The sequence below is a fragment of the Janthinobacterium algoris genome, assembly GCF_051380935.1.
Lineage (GTDB): Bacteria > Pseudomonadota > Gammaproteobacteria > Burkholderiales > Burkholderiaceae_D > Janthinobacterium.
Map to the genome: position 1 here is coordinate 86543 of NZ_JBNYXZ010000002.1, position 22615 is coordinate 109157.

At 61.1% G+C, this 22615-nt stretch carries 23 protein-coding genes; 14 read left to right on the forward strand and 9 right to left on the reverse strand.

The genetic code is table 11. From position 1 onward, the window contains the following. Positions 1-33: 33 nt before the first annotated feature. Entirely contained in the window at positions 34-1044 is a 1011-nt protein-coding gene (locus ACQ4W7_RS03280; protein WP_426071213.1) for an ABC transporter permease subunit, read from the forward strand. Positions 1045-1103: 59 nt separating this feature from the next. Here ACQ4W7_RS03280 and ACQ4W7_RS03285 read toward each other — a convergent pair whose 3' ends face one another. The 4 genes from ACQ4W7_RS03285 to ACQ4W7_RS03300 all read right to left on the reverse strand — a co-directional run bounded on the left by ACQ4W7_RS03285 (position 1104) and on the right by ACQ4W7_RS03300 (position 4268). After that, positions 1104-1529 (reverse strand): GNAT family N-acetyltransferase, encoded by a 426-nt coding sequence (locus tag ACQ4W7_RS03285; RefSeq protein WP_426071214.1) that lies wholly within the window; start codon positions 1527-1529, stop codon positions 1104-1106. A 73-nt stretch (positions 1530-1602) separates the two neighbouring features. Continuing rightward, entirely contained in the window at positions 1603-2598 is a 996-nt protein-coding gene (locus tag ACQ4W7_RS03290) for an NADP-dependent oxidoreductase (RefSeq protein WP_436528410.1), read from the reverse strand. Positions 2599-2660: 62 nt separating this feature from the next. Then, positions 2661-2963, reverse strand: coding sequence for a Dabb family protein (locus ACQ4W7_RS03295; RefSeq protein WP_436528412.1), 303 nt, complete (start codon positions 2961-2963; stop codon positions 2661-2663). 126 nt (positions 2964-3089) lie between these two features. After that, the gene (locus ACQ4W7_RS03300; RefSeq protein ID WP_426071217.1) at positions 3090-4268 is read right to left on the reverse strand and encodes an acetyl-CoA C-acyltransferase; all 1179 of its coding nucleotides are present in this window, start codon (positions 4266-4268) and stop codon (positions 3090-3092) included. A 242-nt stretch (positions 4269-4510) separates the two neighbouring features. Here ACQ4W7_RS03300 and ACQ4W7_RS03305 point away from each other — a divergent pair, with 242 nt between their 5' ends. Further along, a complete protein-coding gene (locus ACQ4W7_RS03305) occupies positions 4511-6211 on the forward strand; it encodes an MFS transporter (RefSeq protein ID WP_426071218.1) in 1701 nt (566 codons plus the stop codon). Between the two features lie 108 nt (positions 6212-6319). On the opposite strand, the gene ACQ4W7_RS03310 is transcribed toward ACQ4W7_RS03305, so the two are convergent. Next, entirely contained in the window at positions 6320-6523 is a 204-nt protein-coding gene (locus tag ACQ4W7_RS03310; protein WP_426071219.1) for a hypothetical protein, read from the reverse strand. A 196-nt stretch (positions 6524-6719) separates the two neighbouring features. Between ACQ4W7_RS03310 and ACQ4W7_RS03315 the strand changes: the two genes are divergently transcribed. Beyond that, positions 6720-7556 carry a nucleotidyltransferase domain-containing protein gene (locus tag ACQ4W7_RS03315; protein WP_436528415.1) on the forward strand — a complete coding sequence of 279 codons (837 nt, stop codon included), beginning with the start codon at positions 6720-6722 and terminating at the stop codon, positions 7554-7556. Here ACQ4W7_RS03315 and ACQ4W7_RS03320 read toward each other — a convergent pair. Continuing rightward, entirely contained in the window at positions 7466-8371 is a 906-nt protein-coding gene (locus ACQ4W7_RS03320; protein WP_426071221.1) for a LysR family transcriptional regulator, read from the reverse strand. The genes ACQ4W7_RS03315 and ACQ4W7_RS03320 overlap by 91 nt on opposite strands. A gap of 153 nt (positions 8372-8524) precedes the next feature. Between ACQ4W7_RS03320 and ACQ4W7_RS03325 the strand changes: the two genes are divergently transcribed. The 3 genes from ACQ4W7_RS03325 (at position 8525) to ACQ4W7_RS03335 (ending at position 10219) form a co-directional block, all read left to right on the forward strand. Beyond that, a complete protein-coding gene (locus ACQ4W7_RS03325; protein ID WP_436528418.1) occupies positions 8525-8764 on the forward strand; it encodes a DUF2798 domain-containing protein in 240 nt (79 codons plus the stop codon). A 100-nt stretch (positions 8765-8864) separates the two neighbouring features. After that, the gene (locus ACQ4W7_RS03330; RefSeq protein WP_436528420.1) at positions 8865-9263 is read left to right on the forward strand and encodes a VOC family protein; all 399 of its coding nucleotides are present in this window, start codon (positions 8865-8867) and stop codon (positions 9261-9263) included. Between the two features lie 107 nt (positions 9264-9370). Next, entirely contained in the window at positions 9371-10219 is an 849-nt protein-coding gene (locus tag ACQ4W7_RS03335) for an alpha/beta fold hydrolase (protein WP_436528422.1), read from the forward strand. Between the two features lie 45 nt (positions 10220-10264). Here the strand turns inward: ACQ4W7_RS03335 and ACQ4W7_RS03340 are convergent, their stop codons facing one another. Both ACQ4W7_RS03340 and ACQ4W7_RS03345 read right to left on the reverse strand, forming a co-directional pair. Then, positions 10265-12352 (reverse strand): 3-hydroxyacyl-CoA dehydrogenase NAD-binding domain-containing protein, encoded by a 2088-nt coding sequence (locus tag ACQ4W7_RS03340; RefSeq protein WP_436528424.1) that lies wholly within the window; start codon positions 12350-12352, stop codon positions 10265-10267. 190 nt (positions 12353-12542) lie between these two features. Beyond that, entirely contained in the window at positions 12543-12791 is a 249-nt protein-coding gene (locus ACQ4W7_RS03345) for a hypothetical protein (RefSeq protein WP_436528426.1), read from the reverse strand. 66 nt (positions 12792-12857) lie between these two features. Between ACQ4W7_RS03345 and ACQ4W7_RS03350 the strand changes: the two genes are divergently transcribed. From ACQ4W7_RS03350 to ACQ4W7_RS03365, 4 genes are read left to right on the forward strand one after another with little or no spacing between them, the layout of a single operon-like run. Beyond that, positions 12858-14921 carry a methyl-accepting chemotaxis protein gene (locus ACQ4W7_RS03350; RefSeq protein WP_436528428.1) on the forward strand — a complete coding sequence of 688 codons (2064 nt, stop codon included), beginning with the start codon at positions 12858-12860 and terminating at the stop codon, positions 14919-14921. A 3-nt stretch (positions 14922-14924) separates the two neighbouring features. Further along, positions 14925-15749, forward strand: a complete 825-nt coding sequence (locus ACQ4W7_RS03355; protein WP_436528430.1) for a CheR family methyltransferase — start codon at positions 14925-14927, stop codon at positions 15747-15749. Beyond that, a complete protein-coding gene (locus ACQ4W7_RS03360; protein WP_436528432.1) occupies positions 15746-16306 on the forward strand; it encodes a chemotaxis protein CheD in 561 nt (186 codons plus the stop codon). The genes ACQ4W7_RS03355 and ACQ4W7_RS03360 overlap by 4 nt, the downstream gene beginning before the upstream one ends. Continuing rightward, positions 16293-17816 (forward strand): chemotaxis protein CheW, encoded by a 1524-nt coding sequence (locus ACQ4W7_RS03365; protein WP_436528434.1) that lies wholly within the window; start codon positions 16293-16295, stop codon positions 17814-17816. The genes ACQ4W7_RS03360 and ACQ4W7_RS03365 overlap by 14 nt, the downstream gene beginning before the upstream one ends. 13 nt (positions 17817-17829) lie before the next feature. On the opposite strand, the gene ACQ4W7_RS03370 is transcribed toward ACQ4W7_RS03365, so the two are convergent. Next, a complete protein-coding gene (locus ACQ4W7_RS03370) occupies positions 17830-19482 on the reverse strand; it encodes a 3-(methylthio)propionyl-CoA ligase (protein ID WP_436528436.1) in 1653 nt (550 codons plus the stop codon). Between the two features lie 213 nt (positions 19483-19695). Here ACQ4W7_RS03370 and ACQ4W7_RS03375 point away from each other — a divergent pair, with 213 nt between their 5' ends. The 4 genes from ACQ4W7_RS03375 to ACQ4W7_RS03390 all read left to right on the forward strand — a co-directional run bounded on the left by ACQ4W7_RS03375 (position 19696) and on the right by ACQ4W7_RS03390 (position 22597). Next, on the forward strand, positions 19696-21174 hold the full coding sequence (locus ACQ4W7_RS03375) for a protein adenylyltransferase SelO (protein WP_436528438.1): 1479 nt from the start codon (positions 19696-19698) through the stop codon (positions 21172-21174). 9 nt (positions 21175-21183) lie between these two features. Beyond that, positions 21184-21585 (forward strand): peptide-methionine (R)-S-oxide reductase MsrB, encoded by a 402-nt coding sequence (gene msrB / locus ACQ4W7_RS03380; RefSeq protein ID WP_426071232.1) that lies wholly within the window; start codon positions 21184-21186, stop codon positions 21583-21585. Positions 21586-21668: 83 nt separating this feature from the next. Next, positions 21669-22298: a septation protein A gene (locus ACQ4W7_RS03385; protein WP_046682773.1), complete on the forward strand. Its 630-nt coding sequence runs from the start codon at positions 21669-21671 to the stop codon at positions 22296-22298. After that, on the forward strand, positions 22295-22597 hold the full coding sequence (locus tag ACQ4W7_RS03390; protein WP_436528441.1) for a BolA family protein: 303 nt from the start codon (positions 22295-22297) through the stop codon (positions 22595-22597). The genes ACQ4W7_RS03385 and ACQ4W7_RS03390 overlap by 4 nt, the downstream gene beginning before the upstream one ends. The last annotated feature ends 18 nt before the right edge of the window (positions 22598-22615 follow it).

A 22615-nucleotide genomic window follows, 5' to 3' on the forward strand; every position in this document is an offset into this window, starting at 1 on the left:
TACGCATTAGCATAATCATTCAGGAGATTGACCATGACAACGAGTACCCCCAGCGGCGCCGCGCGCGCCGGCGAACCCTTCAATGCCTCGAACCTGATGCGCCGCCTGGGCATGCTGCCCGTGCTGGTGGTGCTCTACCTGGCCATGTACGGCTTAACCGTGTATTTCTCGGCCGACGGCACGTCGACCTTCATGACCAGCAATAACACCATGAATATCTTCCGCCAGGTGTCGATCAACATCGTGCTGGCCTCCGGCATGACCTTCGTCATTCTCACCAGCGGCATCGATTTGTCCGTCGGCTCCGTGCTGGCCGTCTCGGCCGTGGCAGGCATGCTGATGTCGCTGTCGGCCCAGTTCGCCGGCTTTTCGATTCCCACTTTCCTCATCGTCGGCCTGCTGCTGGGCGCGCTGAATGGCGTGCTGGTAGCCCTCGTCGGCCTCAATCCCTTCGTCGTGACGCTTGGCACCATGACGGCCCTGCGCGGCGCCGCTTATTTGCTGGCCGATGGCACCAGCGTGCTGAACACGGAAATCCCCAGCTTCGAATGGATGGGCAACGGCAGCTTCCTGGCCATTCCCTGGCTGATCTGGCTGGCTGCGGCCGTCGTCGTGCTGACCTGGTTTATTTTGCGCAAGACGACCCTGGGTCTGCATATCTACGCTGTCGGCGGCAATATCCAGGCGGCACGTTTGACGGGCATCAAGGTCGGCCTCGTGTTGATGTTTGTCTATACGATCAGCGGTCTGTTCGCTGGTCTGGGCGGCGCCATGTCGGCCAGCCGTTTGTATGCGGCCAACGGCAACTGGGGCACGGGCTATGAACTGGACGCCATCGCGGCCGTCGTGCTGGGCGGCACCAGTCTGATGGGCGGCGTGGGCTCTGTCTGGGGCACCGTCATCGGCGCCCTGATCATCGGCGTGATGAACAATGGCTTGACGATCTTGGGACTGTCGTCGTTCTGGCAGTATGTGGCGAAAGGTGTCGTGATCGTGCTGGCGGTGATTCTGGATAAATGGCGCCAGTCGCACGCGCAGAATTGATAGTACTGACGTGTCGGGTGATGCGCTGTGCGCTAACCCGACAAGATCCAAAACAACGTTTAAAACTCCAGGCGCATTTCCACATGCGCAATCCCCGCCTCTTCAAATACCTGCCCCTGCTGCACGAAACCGTGACGCGCATAGAATGGCGCGGCCACGGTTTGCGCGTTCAGCACCACTGCGGCATCGCCCCGTTCGCGTGCCTTCTCCATCAGCAATTGCAGGATGGCGCCGCCCATGCCCGTGCCGCGGCCCGGCTGGCGCACGGCCATGCGGCCGATATGACCATCTGGCAATAAACGGCCCGTGCCGATGGCGTTGCCGGCATCGTCATAGGCAACGGCGTGCAGGCAGACAGCGTCCATGTCGTCGAGTTCAATCTCGGCCGGCACTTTCTGTTCATCGACAAAAACTTCAAAACGGATGGCGGTGGCGTCAAGGCCCAGGGTGGCCCAGTCGCCGAGGCGGATGGTGTGCTTGGTCATGGTAAGTGATAAGTGGTCATAAGAGACGGAGAGACGGGCCACAATTGTCGCACGGCCCACCTTTCATAGGGGGCTAACCCAGCTTCACCAATTGCTTGCCGAAGTTACGCCCTTTCAACAGACCGATGAAGGCCTCGGGCGCGCTGGCCAGGCCGTCGGCCACGGATTCGCGGAATTTCAGCTTGCCCGTCGCCACCAAGGTACCCAGTTCCGCCAGTCCTTGCGGCCAGAATTCCGGCTGCTCCGAGACGATGAAGCCGCGCATGGTCAGGCGGTTGATGAGGATCAGGCGCGCATTGTCGAGCGGCGTCGGTTCGCCGTTGTAGCCGGCAATCCAGCCGCACACGGCCACGCGGCCAAAGGCATTGGTGCGCGCCAAGGCCGCATCAAAGATGGCGCCGCCCACGTTTTCATAGATGGCGTCGATACCGTCCGGCGTGGCCGCTGCCAGGTCGGCCGCCAGATTGCCCGCCTTGTAGTCGACGCAGGCATCGAAACCCAGTTTCTTGACGACATACGCGCACTTGTCGGCACCGCCGGCAATGCCCACCACCGTGCAGCCTTTCAATTTCGCCAGTTGCCCCACGACGCTGCCCACGGCGCCGCTGGCGGCCGACACGACCACCGTTTCGCCCGCTTTCGGCGCCATGATCTGGTTCAAGCCATACCACGCCGTCATGCCCGGCATGCCGACGGCGCCCAGATAGGCCGAGGCAGGGATGTGCGTCGTGTCGACCTTGCGCAGCATCGTGCCGTCCGACACGGCCACTTCCGTCCAGCCCAAAGTGCCCACGACGGTGTCGCCCACGGCAAACTTCGGATGCTTCGATTCGAGCACCACGCCCACCGTGCCGCCTATCATGGTTTCATCGAGCGCCTGCGGCGCCGCATAGCTTTTATTGGCGCTCATGCGCCCGCGCATGTAAGGGTCGAGCGACAGGTATTGGTTACGCACCAGCAACTGGCCCTCGGTGATGGCGGGGATTTCAGCCGTTTCCAGGCGGAAGTTATCTGGCTGCACCTCGGCCGTGGGGCGCGAGGCGAGAACGATGCGTTGGTAGGTGGTCATGAATGCTCCTTATTGGACAAACAAGCTGAACCCTAAAGCGAAGGGTTGGGGTAACTCAATCATTAAATCTCATAGTCCATGCATTGCCTGGCTTCCCGTACTGCGCCAAAGAATGGCTTGATTTTCACGTGCTCGGGATGGTTCTGGTAGGCATCGAGCGCTTCGCGGCTGGCGAACTCGCTGTACAAGACGATGTCGTAGGTGGCTTCCAGGCCCGGCTGGGCTACGGCCGCCTCGAATGTCAAGATACCGGGCACCAGGTGGGCACAGGAATCGAGCAAGGCTTTCAGTTTCAAGGCATTCGTGGCGCGGTCGGCGCCTTCCGCGTGGTCTAACAGTTTCCAGAAAACGATGTGCTTGATCATGGTGGCAGGCTAGTTGTTTATAAATGAAGCATTACTGTAACCGCTATCGGCGCGCCTTGCAGGAACAGGGCACGGAATGCAAACGGGCGGCCCTGGAAGCCGCCCGCAGACTGGGTTGAATCTACATCACAGCACTTCGAACAGGCCGGCCGCACCCTGCCCACCGCCGATGCACATGGTCACCACCACGTATTTGACGCCACGGCGCTTGCCTTCGATCAAGGCGTGGCCCGTCAGGCGCGCGCCCGACACGCCGTACGGATGGCCGACGGCAATCGCCCCGCCATTCACGTTCAGGCGGTCCATGGGGATGCCCAGGGTGTCGGCGCAATACAGCACTTGCACGGCGAACGCTTCATTGAGTTCCCATAAGCCGATGTCGGCCACCGTCAAGCCCGCCTTTTTCAGCAGTTTCGGAATCGCGTAGACGGGGCCGATGCCCATTTCATCAGGTTCGCAGCCGGCCACGGCAAAGCCGCGGAAGATGCCCAGCGGCTGCAAGCCTTTCGCTTCTGCCACTTTCGCATTCATCACGATGGCCATCGCCGCGCCATCGGAAAACTGGCTGGCATTGCCGGCGCTGATGACGCCGCCCGGCATGGCGGAACGAATCTTCGCCACGCCATCGTAAGTCGTATCGGCACGGATGCCTTCATCGGCAGAGATCGTCACTTCACGCGACACCAGCATGCCGCTGGCCTTGTCTGCCACGCCCATGATGGTGGTCATCGGCACAATTTCCGCGTCGAACAAGCCGGCAGCCAGGGCGGCAGCGGCGCGCTGCTGGCTTTGCGCGCCATACACATCCTGGCGCTCGCGCGAAATCTGATAGCGCTTGGCCACGGTTTCGGCCGTCTGCAACATAGGCCAGTACACTTCCGGCTTGTGCTGCTGCAGCCAGACGTCACGGAGCATATGCGTATTCATTTCATTTTGCACGCAGGAAATCGATTCCACGCCGCCCGCCGCATAGATATCGCCTTCGCCGGCGATGATGCGCTGCGCGGCCAGGGCGATGGCTTGCAGACCCGAAGAACAGAAACGGTTGACGGTCATGCCGGCCGTCGTGACGGGGCAGCCGCCGCGCAAGGCGACCTGGCGCGCGATATTGCCGCCCGTGGCGCCTTCGGGAAAGGCGCAGCCGACCAGCACGTCTTCCACTTCTTCCGCCTCGATGCGCGCGCGCTCGACGGCGGCCGCCAGCACATGGCCGCCCAAGGTGGCGCCGTGCGTCATGTTGAACGCGCCCTTCCAAGACTTGGCCAAACCCGTGCGGGCGGTCGATACGATGACGGCTTCATTCATGCTGTGTCTCCTTGTGGGAATAGTATATGGTGGTCATGTGGTCAATAATGGTGCCTCGTAAGCAGAATAGCACATTTAAGTACGGTCGTTCGCAAAGTTCTGGCTGACTTCATTTGTAAGCTTCGTGTAAGTTTCAAGCAAGCATGACGTAAGGTTCGGAGAACACACTCGCCTCCAGCTGTTGCAAGAATGGTCAAAAAGACCGCGGCAATGGTTCACTATAAAACATAGGGAGACAAACCATGGCAACACCATCCGGCTCGGCCGACGTACGGAAATTTTCCACCAAGGGAACGCCGATTACGCCCGAAGAACGCAAGGTCATTTTTGCGTCCTCACTCGGCACCGTCTTTGAATGGTACGATTTTTACCTGTACGGTTCGCTGGCATCCATCATCGCCAAGCAATTTTTCATCGGCGACCCCACCACCACCTTCATCTTTGCGCTGCTGGCCTTTGCCGCCGGCTTCATCGTGCGTCCGTTCGGCGCGCTGGTCTTCGGCCGCCTGGGCGACATGATCGGCCGCAAGTACACCTTCCTGATCACCATCCTGATCATGGGCGGCTCCACCTTCATCGTCGGCCTCCTGCCCGGCTATGCCTCCATCGGCATCGCCGCACCGATCATCCTCGTCTTCCTGCGCATCCTGCAAGGCTTGGCGCTGGGCGGCGAGTACGGTGGCGCAGCCACCTATGTGGCCGAACACGCGCCTGAAGGCAAGCGCGGCGCGTTCACGGCGTGGATACAAACCACGGCAACCCTGGGCTTTTTCCTGTCGCTGATGGTCATCCTGGGCACCCGCCTGGCGACCGGCGAGAAGGATTTCGAGGCGTGGGGCTGGCGCATTCCCTTCCTGGTCTCCGTCATCCTGCTGGGCATTTCCGTGTGGATCCGCCTGGCCATGAATGAATCGCCTGCGTTTGCCAAGATGAAGGCCGAGGGCAAAACCTCGAAAGCCCCGCTGACGGAAGCGTTCGGCCAGTGGAAAAACCTGAAGATCGTCATTCTGGCCCTGATCGGCCTGACCGCCGGCCAGGCCGTCGTGTGGTACACGGGCCAGTTCTATGCCCTGTTCTTCATGATCCAGACCCTGAAAGTGGATCTGGCAACGGCCAACGTGCTCATTGCGATCGCCCTGCTGCTGGCCACGCCATTCTTCCTGTTCTTCGGCAGCCTGTCCGACCGCATCGGCCGCAAGTACATCATCCTCGGCGGCTGCCTGATCGCCGCCCTGACCTACTTCCCGATCTTCAACGGCCTGACCCACTTCGCCAATCCGCAGCTGGAAGCGGCACTGAAGAACTCGCCAGTGGTGGTAGTGGCCGATCCTGCGTCCTGCCACTTCCAGTTCAACATGACTGGCACCAAAAAGTTCCCATCGTCGTGCGACATCGCTACAGGCTTCCTGTCGAACAGCTCGGTGAACTACACGAAGGAAGACGCGCCGGCCGGCAGCATCGCCAAGGTGCGCATCGGTACGAAGGAATTTTCCTCGTTTAACGCCGTCATGACGGCCGATGGCCTGAACTTCGATGCGGAAAGCAAGGCCCACGAAGCGGCACTCAAGAAGGAACTGGGCGCCGGCATCAAGGAAGCGGGCTACCCTGCGAAAGCCAATCCGGACCAGATCAACAAGCCGATGGTCGTCTTGCTGCTGTTCATCCTGGTGCTGTACGTGACCATGGTGTATGGCCCGATCGCCGCCATGCTGGTGGAAATGTTCCCGACGCGCATACGCTACACGTCGATGTCCCTGCCCTACCATATCGGTAACGGCTGGTTCGGCGGCCTGCTGCCGACCACGGCCTTCGCGCTGGTGGCCTTCAAGGGCGATATCTATTATGGCCTGTGGTATCCGATCGTCGTTGCCCTGGCGACTGTCGTGATCGGCACCCTGTTCGTCAAGGAAACCAAGGATAACAATATCTACGCCGACGATTGATCTGATATCCGATGCGAGCCCCGGCCGCAATGCCGGGGTCCGCAAAGCAAAACGCCGCTGACTTGTCAGCGGCGTTTGTTTTTTTATGCGAGGTATGCGGTGGCAAGCTTACTTGTCGCTCTGCCTCTTTTTCTGCTGGTCGCGCTGCTGCACGTATTCCTGGTAGCTGGTCTGGTTGCGCTTGCGGCAGGCATTGCGGTCGTCAAAATTATTGAGGCTGTTGCAATACTCGCCGATCTTGTCCCGGTTCGCATCATACAAAACTTCACAGCCAGTCATGGCCAGCAAGAAGGGAACGATCAGATATTTCATTGCTACTCTCATGGATAGGGACGGATTGCGCGAAAAAAACACCAGATTGCCCACTGGATAAGCGGGCAGCTTTATATTAACGCGATCTTGACGGAAAGTACAAGCGCTCGGTATTACTGAGTGGAAGGGATTCCCCAGCATGCCCCACCCGCCACATGCTATGGTGCTAGTTTCTACGACCGGACTCGTGCCAGGCATGCCGACCATTCTGCCCGCCCCCTGCGGCCCTCTGCAGCACCATTTCGACGCCTTGCTGGAAGACGTCTGTGCCAGCCTGACCACACACGCCGGTCACTTGCTGGACGGCATTTACTTGTACGGCAGCATTGCCCGTGGCGACGCCACGCCCGGCGTATCCGACCTCGACCTGACCCTGATACTGCGCCAGCCGCCCACGCCGCCGCAGGGCGACGCGCTGGAAACGCTGCGCCATGCCTTGCAGGCGCGCCACCCGGAGGTGATCAAGATCGATTTCGATATCGGTTACCGGGCACAGGTGTTGGCGCCCGAGCACCTGTACAGCTGGGGCTACTGGCTCAAGCACCAATGCCGCTGCCTGTGGGGCAAGGACCTGGCCTTGCACTTTGCGCCGTTCGCCCCCTCGCGCGCCATCGCCCTGGCCGTGAATGGCGACTATGCCCACGTGCTGGACGCGTATGCGCGGCGCCTCGACGAGGCGCGCGAGCCCGCCACCGTCGTCCGCCTGCAGCGCGAAGCGTCGCGCAAGTTGATCCGCTCCTGCAACATCCTGCGCCAGGATGGCGATCCCTGCTGGCCTACCAGCCTGGACGAGCACGCGGCGCTATTGCTGCGGCACTACCCGGCCATGCAGGCGCACATGGCGTATTTTCTTGCCCAAACCAAGCCCGGCGCCGCGCCAGCCAGCGGTTTTACGCCAGCGCTGCGCCGGTTCACGCAGTGGCTGGCGCGGCAACAGGCGCTTTACACCTCCAACTCCTCGTTCAGCAGCGGATTGCCGGCCGCAAACGCCGCCAAGTGCTCGAGCAATACGCGCACGCGGGCCGGCAGGTAGCGCCGCTGCGTCCACACGGCATACACGTGGCGCGGCTGCGGCATCCAGTCCGGCAAGACGCGCACGAGGCTGCCCCGGGCCACTTCATCGCGGCACTGTAAAAGCGGACACAACAAGATGCCGATGCCCGCGTCGGCCATCTCCACGGCCAGGCGCATTTCATTGACGCGCAGACGCGCCTGCGGTTCGATCAGCATTTCGGCACCGTCGCCGGGCCGCCGCAAGCGCCAGCTGCGCAGCGGCTCGGCCACGATCAATTCATGCCGTGCCAGTTCCTGCAGGTCGCGCGGCACGCCGGCGCGCGCCAGGTAGGCGGGCGCGGCCACCATCACCAGCGCGGCGCTGCCCAGGCGCCGCTGCATCAGCGAGGAATCGTCGAGCGCGCCCACGCGGATGGCCAGGTCGGCGCCGCTGCCCACCAAGTCTTGCAGCAGGTTCGACAGTTCCAGCTCCAGGCGGATGTCCGGATACTGCTGCATGAAGCTGACCCAGGCCGGCGTCAGCAAGCCGCTGGCGAAGTTGACGGGCGCCAGCACGCGGATGCTGCCCGAGACGGCCGACAGGCTGGCGTCGAGCTGCTGCGTCGCTTGCCGCAGCGCATGCACGAGGGGGCGGCACTGCTCGTAGTATTGCCAGCCTTCCGCCGTCGGCTGCAAGCGGCGCGCGCTGCGGTTGAGCAAGCGGTAGCCGAGCTGGCTTTCCAGCTTTTGCAGCCGGCGCGTGACCGTGGCGGCGGGCAAGTCTTCTTTGACAGCCGCCGCATGCAGGCTGCCCGCCTCCACGATGGCGACAAACAGGGCTAGGTCATCGAGCATGATGTATCAAGCATTATGTATCAAGCATGACTTATCAAGCATAATTCGTCAAACATGATTGCATTTATGGAATTTGAAATTAAAAATATGACTCTAGTATAGATTGTCGCAAGTTGTTACGCTACCCTGTCCTCATCATGTTGAAAGTGCCCCATGTCCGAAGCCCTGCGCTTGCGCTGTATGTTTGCCTTCCTGATGTCGCTACTAATGACCCTGCTGATGAGCGCCTGGGTCACCTGGCTCAATATCGGCCTGCAAGCGGACTTTTTGCCCCGCTGGCGCCATGCGTTTTTTGCCGCCTGGCCTGTGGCCTTCTGCGCCGTGATGCTGTTCGCACCCCGCGTGCAACTGATGAGCCGCAGTATAGTGGCCCGGCTCGCCAGCCGCCCTTAACCGCCAGTTGGCCGCCGGCAGTGTCACTCGGTAACTTCGGCCCACGACCGTCCTGATCCGGGCTATGCTATGGTCGTTCTTGTTTTTACAGTGGAATGCCATGCTCGATCACGTTTCCCTCACCGTTAGCGACCTGGAACGCGCCGAGCGCTTCTACGACGCCATCTTTGCCGCGCTGGACGTGCCCAAGGTGGGTAGCGACCATGCCAACGCGTGGGTAGGCTATGGTGAGCGCAGCGATGCGGAACATCCGGAACGCAGCTATTTTTCCGTGCGCCTGGGTCCGAAACCCGACGACGCGCCACGCCGCCATTGCTGCTTCAAGGCCGCCTCGCGCGCGGCCGTGGAAGCGTTTTGGCACGCGGGGCTGGCGCAGGGCGGCATCGACCTGGGCGCGCCCGGCCTGCGCCACTATCACGCCAGTTATTACGCGGCCTTTTTGTTCGATCCGGACGGCAACCGCATCGAAGCCGTCTGCCATCGCGCCGACGCCGGCTGACAAGACGGTAAATCCGCCTCTGTTCGGCATTTCCACTTCTATATGTTTTGCCTATAATGGCTGCGACGCCATACCGGTCCCCGGTCCGTGAACCAAGAAGGAGATTCATGCATCATCTATTCGTCGGCCGCCCCGCGCGCACCATGCTCCTCTCCAGCGCCGGCTTGCTGCTGGCAGCCTGTTTTTCCGGCTGCTCCCTGCTGCCGTCCTCGCCAACCACGCCGGGCGTGCCGGCCACCGCGGCCCTGCCCGACGCCAGCATCGCCTACGCCCTGAGTGGCCAGAGCGGCTTGCCCGTCATCTTCCAGTCGGCCATGGGCGACGGCAAGGATGTGTGGGCCAAGGTCGTGCCCGAAGTGGCCAGGCAGCACCGCGTGCTCGTGTACGACCGTCCCGGCTACGGCGACAGCCGCAAAACCACCACGCCGCGCGATCCTTGCACCATCGCCGCCCAGCAGCGTGCCCTGCTGGCGCAAGCGGGCTTGAAGCCGCCGTATGTGCTGGTCGGCCAAGGCTTGGGCGGGCTGTACCAGTATGTGTATGCAAGGCTGTACCCGCAGGATGTGGCCGGCCTGGTCTTGCTCGATCCCACTCACCCGCAGCAGTGGAGCCGGATGCAAACGGACGCGTCCACCTACGCCATGCTCGTGAAGACGCGGCGCAAGCTGATGTTCAACAGTACGGAATCGGCCGAGTTCGATGCCCAGGCGCAGTGCCTGCAGCATGTCGACATGAGCAGCCCGCTGCGCGTGCCCGCCATGCTGCTTGTGCGTGACAAGTTCGGCATTGAGGAAATGGGCTCGTTTGAAAACGTGGTGCGGGCCCAGGAAAAGGATTGGCAGCGCCTGTCCGGCGCGCCGGCCATCGAGCGCATCACGGGCGCCGGCTATTACATCCAGAAAGACAACCCCGTCATCGTCAACGAGGCCATCAAGATGCTGGCGAAGAAGAAATAAAAAAAGGGCAGAGAAATCTGCCCTTCGCCATTCAACAGCACAGCATCAGCTATTGAAACCCTTGCCTTCGCCTGCCAGTTTCACCAGCAGCGGCGCCGGCGTCCACGCTTCGCCGTGGCGGCCTTTGGCATAGCCGGCAATCGTGTCCTGCACGTTCGGCAAGCCGACCGTGTCCGCGTAGAACATCGGGCCGCCGCGGAACAAGGGGAAGCCGTAGCCCGTCAGATACACCATATCGATGTCCGAGGCGCGCAGGGCGATGCCCTCTTCCAGGATGCGCGCGCCTTCATTGACCAGCGCGTACACGAGCCGTTCGACGATTTCCTGGTCGCTGATCTTGCGGCGCACAACGCCGATGTCCTGCGAATGCTGCACAACCATGGCGTTGACCTGTTCCGACGGATACGCCTTGCGGTCGCCCGCCTTGTAGTCATACCAGCCGGCGCCCGTCTTCTGGCCGTAGCGTTTCAATTCGCACAACAGGTCGGCCGTCTTCGAATACGTGACGTCCGGCTTTTCTACATAGCGGCGCTTGCGGATGGCCCAGCCGATGTCGTTGCCGGCCAGGTCGCCCATGCGAAAAGGGCCCATGGCGAAGCCGAATTTCTCCACCGCCTTGTCCACCTGTTCCGGCAAGCAGCCCTCTTCCAGCAGGAAACCGGCTTGCCGGCTGTACTGTTCGATCATGCGGTTACCGATAAAACCGTCGCACACGCCCGAGACCACGCCCGTCTTTTTCAGTTTTTTCGACAGCGCCAGCGCCGTGGCCAGCACGTCCTTGCCCGTTTCCTTGCCACGGACGATTTCCAGCAGCTTCATGACGTTTGCCGGGCTGAAGAAATGCGTGCCGACCACGTCTTGCGGGCGTTTGGTGAACGCGGCGATCTTGTCCAGGTCCAGGGTGGACGTGTTCGAGGCGAGGATGGCGCCCGGCTTCATGACGGCATCGAGTTGCTTGAAGACGTTTTCCTTGACGCCCAGCTCTTCGAAGACGGCTTCGATGACGATGTCGGCCTGGGCGATATCGGCATATTCCAGCGTGCCGGAAACGAGCGCGATGCGCTGCTCGGCCTTGTCCTGCGTCAGCTTGCCCTTTTTGACCGTGTTTTCATAATTCTTGCGGATGGTGGCCAGGCCCTTGTCCAGCGCTTCCTGTTTTGTTTCCAGCAGCATCACGGGAATGCCCGCGTTGGCGAAGTTCATGGCGATGCCGCCACCCATGGTGCCGGCACCCACGATCGCCGCGCTGGCAATGCTGCGCACGGGCGTATCGGCCGGCACGTCAGGCACCTTGCTGGCGATGCGCTCGGCAAAGAAGGCGTGGCGCAAGGCTTTCGATACAGGCGACTGCACCAGTTGCATGAACAGTTCGCGCTCGTACGTCAAGCCCTCGTCGAACTTCATCGTCACGGCAGCGGCCACGGCATCCACGCATTTCAGCGGTGCGGGGAACGGGCCGGACATGGCCTTGACGGTATTGCGCGAAAATTGCAAAAAAGCTTCGTGGTTCGGATAGTCCACCTTGCGCTCGCGCACTTTCGGCAGCGGACGCACATCGGCCACCTTGGTGGCAAAGGCTACGGCGGCTTTCAGCAAGTCGGCGCCGGGCGCGATGACTTCGTCGAACAGGGCCGTGCCAGCCAGTTTTTCGGACGCCACGGGCGTGCCCGAGACGATCATGTTGAGGGCCATTTCCAGGCCCAGCACGCGCGGCAGGCGCTGCGTGCCGCCCGCGCCCGGCAAGATGCCGAGTTTGACTTCAGGCAAGGCCATCTGCGCTCCCGGTGCGGCCACGCGGTAGTTGCAGCCCAGCGCCAGCTCCAGGCCGCCGCCCATGCAGACGCTGTGGATGGCCGCCACCACCGGCTTGGTGGATTGCTCGACGACGTTGATCAGGGTATGCAGGGTCGGTTCCGTGAGCGCCTTGGGCGAATTGAATTCCTTGATATCGGCGCCGCCGGAAAATGCCTTGCCGGCACCCGTGATGACGATGGCTTTCACGGCCTCATCCGCCAGCGCCTGGCGGATGCCCGCCACGGCGGCCGTGCGCGTGGCCAAGCCCAGGCCGTTGACAGGTGGATTGGCCAGGGTAATCACGGCGACGGCGCCGTTCACTTGATATTCAGCACTCATGTCTCTTCCTTGTGGGTTTATTGGTTTTTGCTTAGCGATGAGGTCGTTGCAAGGGATGAAGCTTCACTATACCGCATAAAAGAACGCTCGTATTATTTTTGTCGCGGCGCGCGGGGCACCGGTGCTGGCCATCATGGTACAACATCGCCGCCTCCGGCAGGCGCCAGCAACTATCAATAACATATTCATTTTAATAATTAAAACATAACGAGAAAAACGCCGTTTTATTATGTGGTAAATGCTCTGCCATATGCTGGCGCGGGCCAACAACGACACTTTTGACATTATTTATGCATGCCCCTTGTTTTTCGCCAGGCGCTGAGGAATAATAAAATTGTTGATTCAAATCAATACCCTGAAACTCATTTAATATTATGTGCCAATAGCGCCGATTATCGCCTGCATTCGCCAACTCATGTACGGCGCAGTATGGAATCATTTTATATCGTCATTACCTGTCAGTATTAGCGCCACCCATTCCTCTTCCCACACTGAAGGAAATATTATGGACGCAGCCAGCCATGTCAGCCACTCGCAGGATCTGGACTTACAAGCGATAAATACTGCATTAAACCGTGTCCAGGCCGTGATCGAATTCGAACTCGACGGCACCATCCTGCATGCGAATGACAATTTCTTGCGCGTCATCGGGTATACCTTGGCGGAAGTGCAAGGCAAGCACCATGCCATCTTTTGCGACCCCGAGTATGTGAAAACGGCCGAATATGGCGACTTCTGGGCCAAGCTGGGTCGCGGCGAGTTCGACCAGGGCGAATACAAGCGCCGCGCCAGAGATGGCCGCGAAGTGTGGATCAACGCTTCCTACAACCCCATCCTCGACGCCGATGGCAAGCCATATAAAGTCATCAAGTTTGCCACCGACATCACGGCCAGCAAGCGCCGCAATGCCGATTACGAAGGCAAAATCGACGCCATCAGCAAGGCCCAGGCCGTGATCGAGTTCCGGCTCGACGGCACCATCATCCGCGCCAACGACAATTTCCTCACCTCCGTCGGCTACACGCTGGCAGAAATCGAAGGTAAGCACCATCGCCTGTTTTGCGAAGCGGAATACGCCAGCAGCGAGGAATACGCGCAGTTCTGGCAAAAGCTGGGCAAGGGTGCGTTCGACGCGGGCGAATACAAGCGCGTTACCAAGGACGGCCGCGAAATCTGGCTTAACGCTACCTACAATCCCATTTTCGATACTGAAGGCCGGCCTTTCAAGGTGGTCAAGTTCGCCAACGACATCACGGCCCTGAAGAAGCGCAATGCCGAATACGAAGGCAAGGTCAGCGCCATCGGCAAGGCGCAAGCGGTCATCGAATTCGACATGCAGGGCAATGTGCTGGACGCGAACGACAATTTCCTCGCCGTCATGGACTATGACTTGAGCGATATCCAGGGCGAGCACCACCGCATGTTCTGCGAGCCCGAGTATGCCAGCAGCGCCGAGTACAAGAAATTCTGGCAAAAGCTCAACCGCGGCGAATTCGACGCGGGCCGCTACAAGCGCCTGGGCAACCATGGCAAGGTGGTGTGGATACAGGCCACCTACAACCCCATCCTGGACTTGAACGGCAAGCCGTATAAAGTGGTCAAGTTCGCCATCGACATCAGCGAACAGGTCAACCTGGAAAACAGCATCCAGGCCAAGGCCGCCAACGACAGCCGCAAGGTCAATGTCCTGCTTGAATCGGTGGCGCGCGCGGCGCAAGGCGACTTGACCTGCAATATCGTGCCCGAAGGCGAAGAGCCGATCGACTTGCTGGCCGGCGGCATCAGCAAGATGATCGTCGATTTGCGCGGCGTGATCGGCAACGTGGTGTCGGCGGCCAACGGCTTTGCCGACGCCTCGCACACCATCGCCGAGCGGGCCACGGGCGTGGCCGTGGGCACGCAGGCGCTGGGCGCCACGGTGGAAGAAATGAACGCCTCCATCGACGGCCTGACGTTTTCCATCAATTCCATCGCGGAAAACACCTCGAACGCCGATTACCTGGCCAAAGCCACGCAGCAGGAAGCGGAAGCGGGCGCGCGCGCCGTCGCCAAGTCGATCGAGGCGATGGACCTCATCAACCGCTCGTCGGAAGACATCGGCGAAATCGTCAAGGTCATCAGCGAGATCGCCAACCAGACGAATATGCTGGCGTTTAATGCGGCCATCGAGGCGGCGCGCGCGGGCGAGCACGGCCTGGGCTTTTCCGTCGTCGCCGACGAAGTGCGCAAGCTGGCCGAGCGCTCCTCGCAAGCAACCAAAGAGATTTCCAAGCTGATCAACGAATCCGTCAAGCGCGTCTCGACCGGCAGCGAGATTTCGCGCCAGGCCAGCGATGCCTTCGACAAGATCGTCTCGGGCGTGGCGAAGACCACGCTGGCCATCTCGGACATCTCGAAGGCGGCCAACGAACAACTGCTGACGGCGCGCGAAGTATCGACGGCGATCCAGTACATCGCCGAGGAAACGGAAAAGTCGGCCGCCAACTGCGACAGCATCGCCCGCTCCACGGATGGGCTGAACGAGCGCGCGGGCAGCCTGAACCAGACTGTTTCCGGCTTCGTGGTGTAAGCCATGAGCCACGCGGCCACCTTGACGCCCGAGGTGCTGACGAACCTGATCGCGCTGGTGCGCCAGCATACGGGCATCGCCATGACCGCGCGCAAGAGCGCCTTGCTGGAGCGGCGCTTGCAGCCACGGCTGCAGGCGCTGTCCCTGCTCAGCTACCAGGCTTACCTGGAGCGCGTCAGCAGCGACCGCGACGAGGTGGCCCATTTCATCGACCTGGTGACCACCAACGACACCCTGTTTTTCCGCACGCCATCAATCTGGGATTACTTCCGCGACCACTACCTGCCCGCCTGGGCCGGCGCCCATCCGGGCGGCTGCCTGGAAATCTGGTCGGCGGCGGCGGCCAGCGGCGAAGAGCTGTATTCGATCGCCATGCTATGCGAGCAATTCAAGCTGCAAACGCCCGCTTTCCGCTACCACATCCTGGCCAGCGACATTTCGCAACAAATCCTGGGCGCAGCCAGGGCCGGCCAATACAGCGGGCGCTCCGTCGAGCGCATCCGCCTGTCGCACCCGGATTTGCTGCGCAAATATTTCACGCCTTCGCCGTATGGCGTCAAGGTCAACGAAGAGCTGCGGCAACACGTCAGTTTTGCGCAGCACAATCTGCTGGAAGCGTTGCGCCCGGCCCGGCAGTTCGACCTGCTGTTCCTGCGCAATGTGCTGATTTATTTCGATGCCGGGCACCAGGAAACCGTGCTGCGCCAGGCGCGCCTGAGCCTGAAGGACGAGGGACGGCTGATCCTGGGCGAGTCGGAAACCATCGCCCGCCTGGGTACCGGCTATCAATTCGAGTTTCCCATGATTTATAGGGCGGGGCTGGCATGATGCACACGCACATTGCGGCGAACGCGCCGCCGCTGCACCTGGTTGGCATGGGGCAACTTAGCGTGGGCACGCAGGGCGAACAGCTGCAGGCGCTGCTGGGCTCCTGCATCGGCATCGGTTTCATCTGGAAGAACGGCCCTTGCTGCGGCCTGGCCCACTGTTTGCTGCCGGAAGCGCCCGGTGCCGACAGCGCCCTTGGCGCCCCGAATGCACGCGCCCTAAATGCACGCTATGTAAGCCAGGCCGTGCCCTCGCTGCTGCGCCTGATGGGCGTGCGCGAGGCCGATTACGCCAACATCGACGTGGTGCTGGCGGGCGGCGCCAGCATGTTCGGCCCTGATAATGGTCATGGCCGCCTGCAGGTGGGACGGCAAAACGCGGCAGCGGCGCAAAAATACCTGGACCAGTGCGGCTTGCACGTCAGTTTTTGCGCGCTGGGCGGACGCCACGGGCGCCAGTTGCTGATCGATTGCGCCCGCCACAGCTACGCCGTCACCGATGTGGTGGCGCAACCCGAATTGATTCCACGCAAGGAATGCGCATATGGATATGCATGAAGGGCACACGGGTGAGCGCAACGGCGCCACCGAACTGTTCGGTTCCTTCCATCTGGGCGAGGATGAATTAGCCCTGCCCGCCAGTTGCATCCGCGAAGTGGTCAACTACCCCGCGAAAGTCACCGCCCTGCCCCTGTCGCCCGCGTATCTGGAAGGCATGTTCACCTTGCGCGGCAGTGTCATTCCGGTGGTCAACCTGGGCCGCTTGTTCCGCGCCGATGCGCCGCGCGCCGTTGCCACCGACAAGATCGCCATCCTCGACTTTCAGCAAGTGCTGATCGGCATCGTCTTCCAGGATACGGGCGAAATCCTGCGCGTGCCCGCCAGCGCCCGCAGCGCCCTGCAGTACGCGGCCGACGACGCGCACCACGTCATCGCCGGCACAATATTGCTCGACGGCGGCGCGCGCCTGCTGCAAATCCTCGACCCGCACGCCCTGCTACGCATCGAAAACGTGCCCCATGTGCTGGCCCTGCAGGCGACGGGCGCCAAACTCAGCACGGCCCGCTACCATGCGCAAAGCGAACGCCGGCAGTGCGTCAGTTTCCATGCGGCCGGCGCCACGTTTGGCTTTGAAATGCTGGCCATCCAGGAAATCATCCGGGTGCCGGAACTTCACAGCTCCCTGCTGAATAACGAGCTGTGCCTGGGCCGCATGCATTTTCGCGGCAGCCAGGTGGCCGTCGTCGATTTCGCCACCCTGCTGCAAGCGGCTGGGTCCGGCAAGGCGGCCAAGGCGGCGACCAGTGACCAGCGCATCATCGTCGTGCGCCTCGATGACACGACCGTGGGCTTTCTCGTCGATTCCGTCGACAGCATCGTGCATTTCTTTGGCGACGAAGTGCTGCCGATTCCCTTGCTGAGCAAGGCGCGCGCGGCCATGTTCGCCGGCTGCATCACGAAAGAGGGCCTGGGCGACATCATTTTCCTCGACCACAAGGGCATCCTGTCGCAGGCGGAGATCGTCGAAATGCGCGACGGCCACGCGCGCCTGTACCCGGCCGACGCAGAAACGGCCACCACCGTCACGCGCAAGGCGCAGCGCCGCGTCTACATCACGTTTACCGTGGAAACCCGCTTCGCCGTGGAAATCGGGCAGGTGCGCGAAATCATCGATTTCAGCGGCGCCATCACCACGCCACCGGGCATGCCGGACTGCATGCGCGGCATGCTGAACTTGCGCCAGCAAATGATCAGTATCATCGACCTGCGCCAGCTGTATGCCATGCCGGCCCTGCCGGACGCGAGCGCCGGCAAGATCCTCATCGTGGAACGTGGTAGCGAGCGCTACGGCTTCCTCGTCGACCACGTCGACAATATCATGACCATTTCCGACAGCCAGCGCTTTGCGGCGCCGCAAATCATCCGCACGGGCACGCACGACGACTTGCGCAGCGAAATGGATGAAATGATCGATATCGGCACAGAGGCGCAGCGCCTGACCCTGTCCGTCTTCCAGTGCGATCACTTGCTGGAAAAGCTGGGCTCGGCGCTGCCGCAAGCGGCATAAGCGCGGCGTCGCGCTACATGCCGGGCAACTGGTGCCCCTTGAACTGCTCGCGCAGCTTGTTCTTCTGGATCTTGCCCGTCGCGCCCATGGGCAAGGCGTCGATGAACAGCACGTCGTCGGGCGTCCACCACTTGGCGATCTTGCCCTCGAAGAACTGCAACAAAACCTCGCGCGTGACCGCCATGCCCGGGCGCAACACCACCACCAGCACGGGCCGCTCATCCCATTTCGGGTGGAACACGCCGATGCAGGCCGCCTGCAGCACGGCCGGATGCGCCATGGCCAGGTTTTCCAGGTCGATGGTGCCGATCCACTCGCCACCCGACTTGATCACATCCTTGCTGCGGTCCGTGATCTGCATATAGCCATCCGCATCGATGGTGGCCACGTCGCCCGTGGGGAACCAGCCATCTTGCAGCACATCACCGCCCTCGTTCTTGTAATACGCGGAAATGATCCACGGCCCTTTCACCAGCAAATGGCCGTAGGCAACGCCATCCCACGGCAATTCCTTGCCATCGTCGTCGACGATCTTCATGTCCACGCCGTAGATGGCATGGCCCTGTTTTTGCAGGATCTTGCGCTGCTCGTCCTTCGGCAAGTCCAGGTGCTTGGTCTGCAAGCCGCCCGCCGTGCCCAGCGGCGACATTTCCGTCATGCCCCAGGCATGGATGACTTCCACGTCGAACTTGTCGATCAGGGTATCCATCATGGCCGGAGGGCAGGCCGCGCCGCCGATCACCGTGCGGCGGAAGGTGGAAAATGTCAAGTCATTCTGCAAGGCATGGTTCAACAGCCCCAGCCAGACGGTGGGAACGCCGGCCGAAAACGTCACTTTTTCCGCCTCGAACAGCTCGTACAGCGACTTGCCATCCAGCGCCGCGCCGGGAAACACCATGCGCGCACCCGACAGGGGCACGGAATACGGCAAGCCCCAGGCATTCACGTGGAACATGGGCACAACGGGCAGCACCGTGTCGGAGGCGCACACGTTCAGGGCGCTGGGCATGGCCGAGGCGTACGCGTGCAGCACGGTCGAGCGGTGCGAATACAGGGCGCCCTTGGGATTGCCCGTCGTGCCGGACGTGTAGCACAGGGTCGCGGCCGCGTTCTCGTCGAACAAGGGCCACGTGTACTCGTCGGAATGCGTGGCGATCAAGTCTTCATAGCACAGCAGGTCGGGGATGGTGCTGCTGGCGGGCATGCGCTCGCGGTCGCACATCAGCACGAAGTGGCGCACAAAGGTGCAGTCGGCGGCGATCTTTTCCACTACGGGCAAGAACGTCAGGTCGAACAGCAGCACCTGGTCTTGCGCGTGATTCGAGATATAGGCGATCTGGTCGGGAAACAGGCGCGGATTGATGGTATGCAGCACGGCACCCGAGCCGGACACGGCATAGTAAGCTTCCAGGTGGCGATAGCCATTCCAGGCCAGGGTGGCGACCCGGTCGCCCATGCCGACACCGAGGCCATGCAGGGCATTGGCCAGTCGGCGCGCGCGCTGGTGGCAATCGCGGTAGGTGTAGCGGTGCATATCGCCTTCCACCCGCCGCGAAATGATTTCGCTGCCCCCATAATGACGCGCTGCAAACGCGATAATGCTGGAAATCAGCAGGGGCTGATTCATCATCTGGCCCATCACTGGGCTCAAGGGGAATGCCGACATCGTGTCTCCTGGGGTGAATACCCGGTTATTGTTGGAAATTAAAGACTTTCCCTAGTCTCGTACGGTCGTGCGGAAATCGTCAACGCATTTCGATATTGCATTGCAGCATGGAATTTTTGATTCCGTTTTTTGCAGTGCTGGCGTCCGGTACGGACCTTCGCGCCGTGCGGTAAAATCGGGTTCCAGGCTGGCGCTACTTGCCGGCGTATCTACTTGAATGGAATTGCCATCACCGCTCCCACCTTACCACTGGATAACGCCTTTGCGGCCTTGCCGCCTGCGTTCTATACACGCTTGATGCCCACGCCCCTGCCCGCCCCGTATTTCGTGGCCGCCAGCGCGCCAGCCGCAGCCCTCATCGGCCTCGATGCGGCGCGCCTGGCGCAACCTGATTACGTGGAATTGCTGAGCGGCAATGCGGTGGCCGAGCGCTCGCTGCCTCTGTCGGCCGTGTACTCGGGCCACCAGTTCGGCGTCTGGGCCGGTCAGCTGGGCGATGGCCGCGCCATCTTGCTGGGCGATATCGCCACCGCAGACGGTCCAATGGAGCTGCAGCTGAAAGGCGCCGGCGCCACGCCGTATTCACGCATGGGCGACGGCCGCGCCGTGCTGCGCTCATCCATCCGTGAATTCCTCTGTTCCGAAGCCATGGCGGCGCTGGGCATTCCCACCTCGCGCGCGCTGTCCATCATGGGTTCGCAGCAAGGCATCCTGCGCGAAACGGTGGAAACGGCGGCCGTCGTCACGCGCATGGCGCCTAGTTTTGTTCGCTTCGGCTCGTTCGAACACTGGTTTTACCGCAAGCAGCCGGACGAGCTGAAAATCCTGGCCGATTACGTCATCGACGGTTTTTACCCCCATTTGCGCGCCGCATCAAATCCCTATCAAGCCTTGCTGGCCGAAGTGTGCGTGCGCACGGCGCACATGATTGCGCAATGGCAAGCCGTGGGCTTCATGCATGGCGTGATGAACACGGACAATATGTCGATTTTGGGTTTGACGCTCGATTACGGCCCCTTCGGCTTCATGGAAGCGTTTGACGCCGACCACATCTGCAACCATACGGACCAGCAGGGTCGCTATTCCTACGCCAACCAGCCGCAGGTGGGCCACTGGAATTGCTACGCGCTGGGCCAGGCGCTGCTACCCTTGATTGGCGAGGTCAGCGAGGCGCAGGCGGCGCTGGACACTTACCAGCCCGCCTTTGCAGACAAGATGAATGCTTTGCTGCGCGCCAAGCTGGGCTTGCAAACCATCGGGGACGACGATACGGCGCTGTTCGACAGCATGTTTGCACTGATGCAAGCCAATCACGTGGATTTCACGAACTTTTTCCGTGCCCTGGCGACTCTGCAGTTGGCCGCCCCCGAGCATGACACGGCGCTGCGCGACATGTTCATCGACCGCCCCGCCTTCGATACGTGGGCAGCCACTTACCGCGCGCGTCTGCGGCAGGAACACAGCGTCGATGCCGAGCGCCAAGCGGCGATGAACAGCGTCAACCCGAAATACGTACTGCGCAACTACCTGGCACAAGTGGCTATCGAAAAATCCCGGCAGCATGACTACACGGAAGTGGCGACATTGCTGGAAGTTTTGCAAAAGCCATTTGACGAACAGCCCGAACACCAGCACTATGCGGCTCTGCCGCCCGACTGGGCCAGCCACCTTGAAGTCAGTTGCTCATCCTGAGGAGTTATTATGACCACGAATAAAGTCAAAAAAACCGACGCCGAATGGCGCGCCATGCTCGATTCGATGCAATACGAAGTCACGCGCCACGCGGCCACGGAACGGGCCTTCACGGGCAAGTTCTGGGACCACCATGCGCACGGCATCTATACCTGCGTTTGCTGCAATACGCCCCTGTTCGCCTCCGATACCAAGTTCGACTCGGGCTGCGGCTGGCCCAGCTATTTCCAAGCCCTCGACCCGGCCAACGTGACAGAAATCGTCGACCGTACCCACGGCATGGTGCGCACGGAAATCGTCTGTGCCGTCTGCGACGCCCACCTCGGGCACGTCTTCCCGGACGGCCCGCCGCCAACCGGCTTGCGCTATTGCATCAATTCGGCTTCCTTGCGCTTCGATCCGCAGCCTTGAGACACAGGAACGCCCGGGAGCACCTCAGTTGCTCCTAAGCCATTCCTAAGATGAATTTAATAAGACCAGTGTAAAGTCTCGCCATGAAATTTCTATTCGACCTATTCCCCCTGATCGCCTTCTTCGCCGCCTTCAAGCTGGGCGGCATGTATGAAGCGGCCACGCACGATTTCGTGCAGCAATATTTGTCCGGCTTCGTGTCAGGCGGCCTGATCAAGGCTGACCAGGCGCCGTGGATACTCGCCACCCTGGTCGGCATCGTCGCCACCGCCTGCCAAGTCAGCTATCTGCTGCTGCGCGGGCGCAAGGTCGACGGCATGCTGTGGCTGTCGCTGTTCATCTTTGTCGTGTTCGGCGGCGCCAGCATTTACCTGCATGACGATTTCTTCCTGAAATGGAAGCCGACCCTGATCTACTGGCTGTCCGGACTGGCCCTCTTGATCGCCCATGTTGGCTTCAAGAAAAACCTGATCCGCAAGACCATGGAAGCGCAAGTGCAATTGCCGGATGCCGTCTGGAACCAATTGCTGGCCGCGTGGATCATCTTCTTCGGCGCCATCGGCGCACTGAATCTGTTCGTCGCCTTCGTGCTGTATAAGGGCGACATGGCTGCCTGGGTCAGCTTCAAGGCGTTTGGCGCGACGGGCATTTTCTTTGCTTTCATCGTGGCGCAAACGCTGTTCCTGGCCAAACATATCAAGGAAGACGCATGATGAACACCACCACAGAGAATACTTCGCCGGAAACGCGCATGCAGCGCATTCGTATCCGCCTGGAAACGGCACTTTCTCCTCTGGAATGCGTACTGGAAGACGACTCGGCGCGCCACCGGGGCCACGCGGGCGCCGCCTCGGGCGGAGGTCATTACAATCTACGCATTATTTCTAGTCAATTTGAGGGGCTCAGGCTCGTCATGCGCCATCGACTGGTGTATGATTCCGTGCACGATATGATGCATAATGAGATACATGCATTGGCGATTGTGGCCTTGGCGCCGTCCGAAGTAGTGTAAGGATGGCGTTTTGGCGTA

Coding starts and splice junctions, on each gene's coding strand:
- ACQ4W7_RS03280 (WP_426071213.1), top strand. CDS start 34: ATGACAACGAGTACCCCCAGCGGCGCCGCGCGCGCCGGCGAACCCTTC.
- ACQ4W7_RS03285 (WP_426071214.1), bottom strand. CDS start 1,529: ATGACCAAGCACACCATCCGCCTCGGCGACTGGGCCACCCTGGGCCTT.
- ACQ4W7_RS03290 (WP_436528410.1), bottom strand. CDS start 2,598: ATGACCACCTACCAACGCATCGTTCTCGCCTCGCGCCCCACGGCCGAG.
- ACQ4W7_RS03295 (WP_436528412.1), bottom strand. CDS start 2,963: ATGATCAAGCACATCGTTTTCTGGAAACTGTTAGACCACGCGGAAGGC.
- ACQ4W7_RS03300 (WP_426071217.1), bottom strand. CDS start 4,268: ATGAATGAAGCCGTCATCGTATCGACCGCCCGCACGGGTTTGGCCAAG.
- ACQ4W7_RS03305 (WP_426071218.1), top strand. CDS start 4,511: ATGGCAACACCATCCGGCTCGGCCGACGTACGGAAATTTTCCACCAAG.
- ACQ4W7_RS03310 (WP_426071219.1), bottom strand. CDS start 6,523: ATGAAATATCTGATCGTTCCCTTCTTGCTGGCCATGACTGGCTGTGAA.
- ACQ4W7_RS03315 (WP_436528415.1), top strand. CDS start 6,720: ATGCCGACCATTCTGCCCGCCCCCTGCGGCCCTCTGCAGCACCATTTC.
- ACQ4W7_RS03320 (WP_426071221.1), bottom strand. CDS start 8,371: ATGCTCGATGACCTAGCCCTGTTTGTCGCCATCGTGGAGGCGGGCAGC.
- ACQ4W7_RS03325 (WP_436528418.1), top strand. CDS start 8,525: ATGTCCGAAGCCCTGCGCTTGCGCTGTATGTTTGCCTTCCTGATGTCG.
- ACQ4W7_RS03330 (WP_436528420.1), top strand. CDS start 8,865: ATGCTCGATCACGTTTCCCTCACCGTTAGCGACCTGGAACGCGCCGAG.
- ACQ4W7_RS03335 (WP_436528422.1), top strand. CDS start 9,371: ATGCATCATCTATTCGTCGGCCGCCCCGCGCGCACCATGCTCCTCTCC.
- ACQ4W7_RS03340 (WP_436528424.1), bottom strand. CDS start 12,352: ATGAGTGCTGAATATCAAGTGAACGGCGCCGTCGCCGTGATTACCCTG.
- ACQ4W7_RS03345 (WP_436528426.1), bottom strand. CDS start 12,791: ATGATTCCATACTGCGCCGTACATGAGTTGGCGAATGCAGGCGATAAT.
- ACQ4W7_RS03350 (WP_436528428.1), top strand. CDS start 12,858: ATGGACGCAGCCAGCCATGTCAGCCACTCGCAGGATCTGGACTTACAA.
- ACQ4W7_RS03355 (WP_436528430.1), top strand. CDS start 14,925: ATGAGCCACGCGGCCACCTTGACGCCCGAGGTGCTGACGAACCTGATC.
- ACQ4W7_RS03360 (WP_436528432.1), top strand. CDS start 15,746: ATGATGCACACGCACATTGCGGCGAACGCGCCGCCGCTGCACCTGGTT.
- ACQ4W7_RS03365 (WP_436528434.1), top strand. CDS start 16,293: ATGGATATGCATGAAGGGCACACGGGTGAGCGCAACGGCGCCACCGAA.
- ACQ4W7_RS03370 (WP_436528436.1), bottom strand. CDS start 19,482: ATGTCGGCATTCCCCTTGAGCCCAGTGATGGGCCAGATGATGAATCAG.
- msrB (WP_426071232.1), top strand. CDS start 21,184: ATGACCACGAATAAAGTCAAAAAAACCGACGCCGAATGGCGCGCCATG.
- ACQ4W7_RS03385 (WP_046682773.1), top strand. CDS start 21,669: ATGAAATTTCTATTCGACCTATTCCCCCTGATCGCCTTCTTCGCCGCC.
- ACQ4W7_RS03390 (WP_436528441.1), top strand. CDS start 22,295: ATGATGAACACCACCACAGAGAATACTTCGCCGGAAACGCGCATGCAG.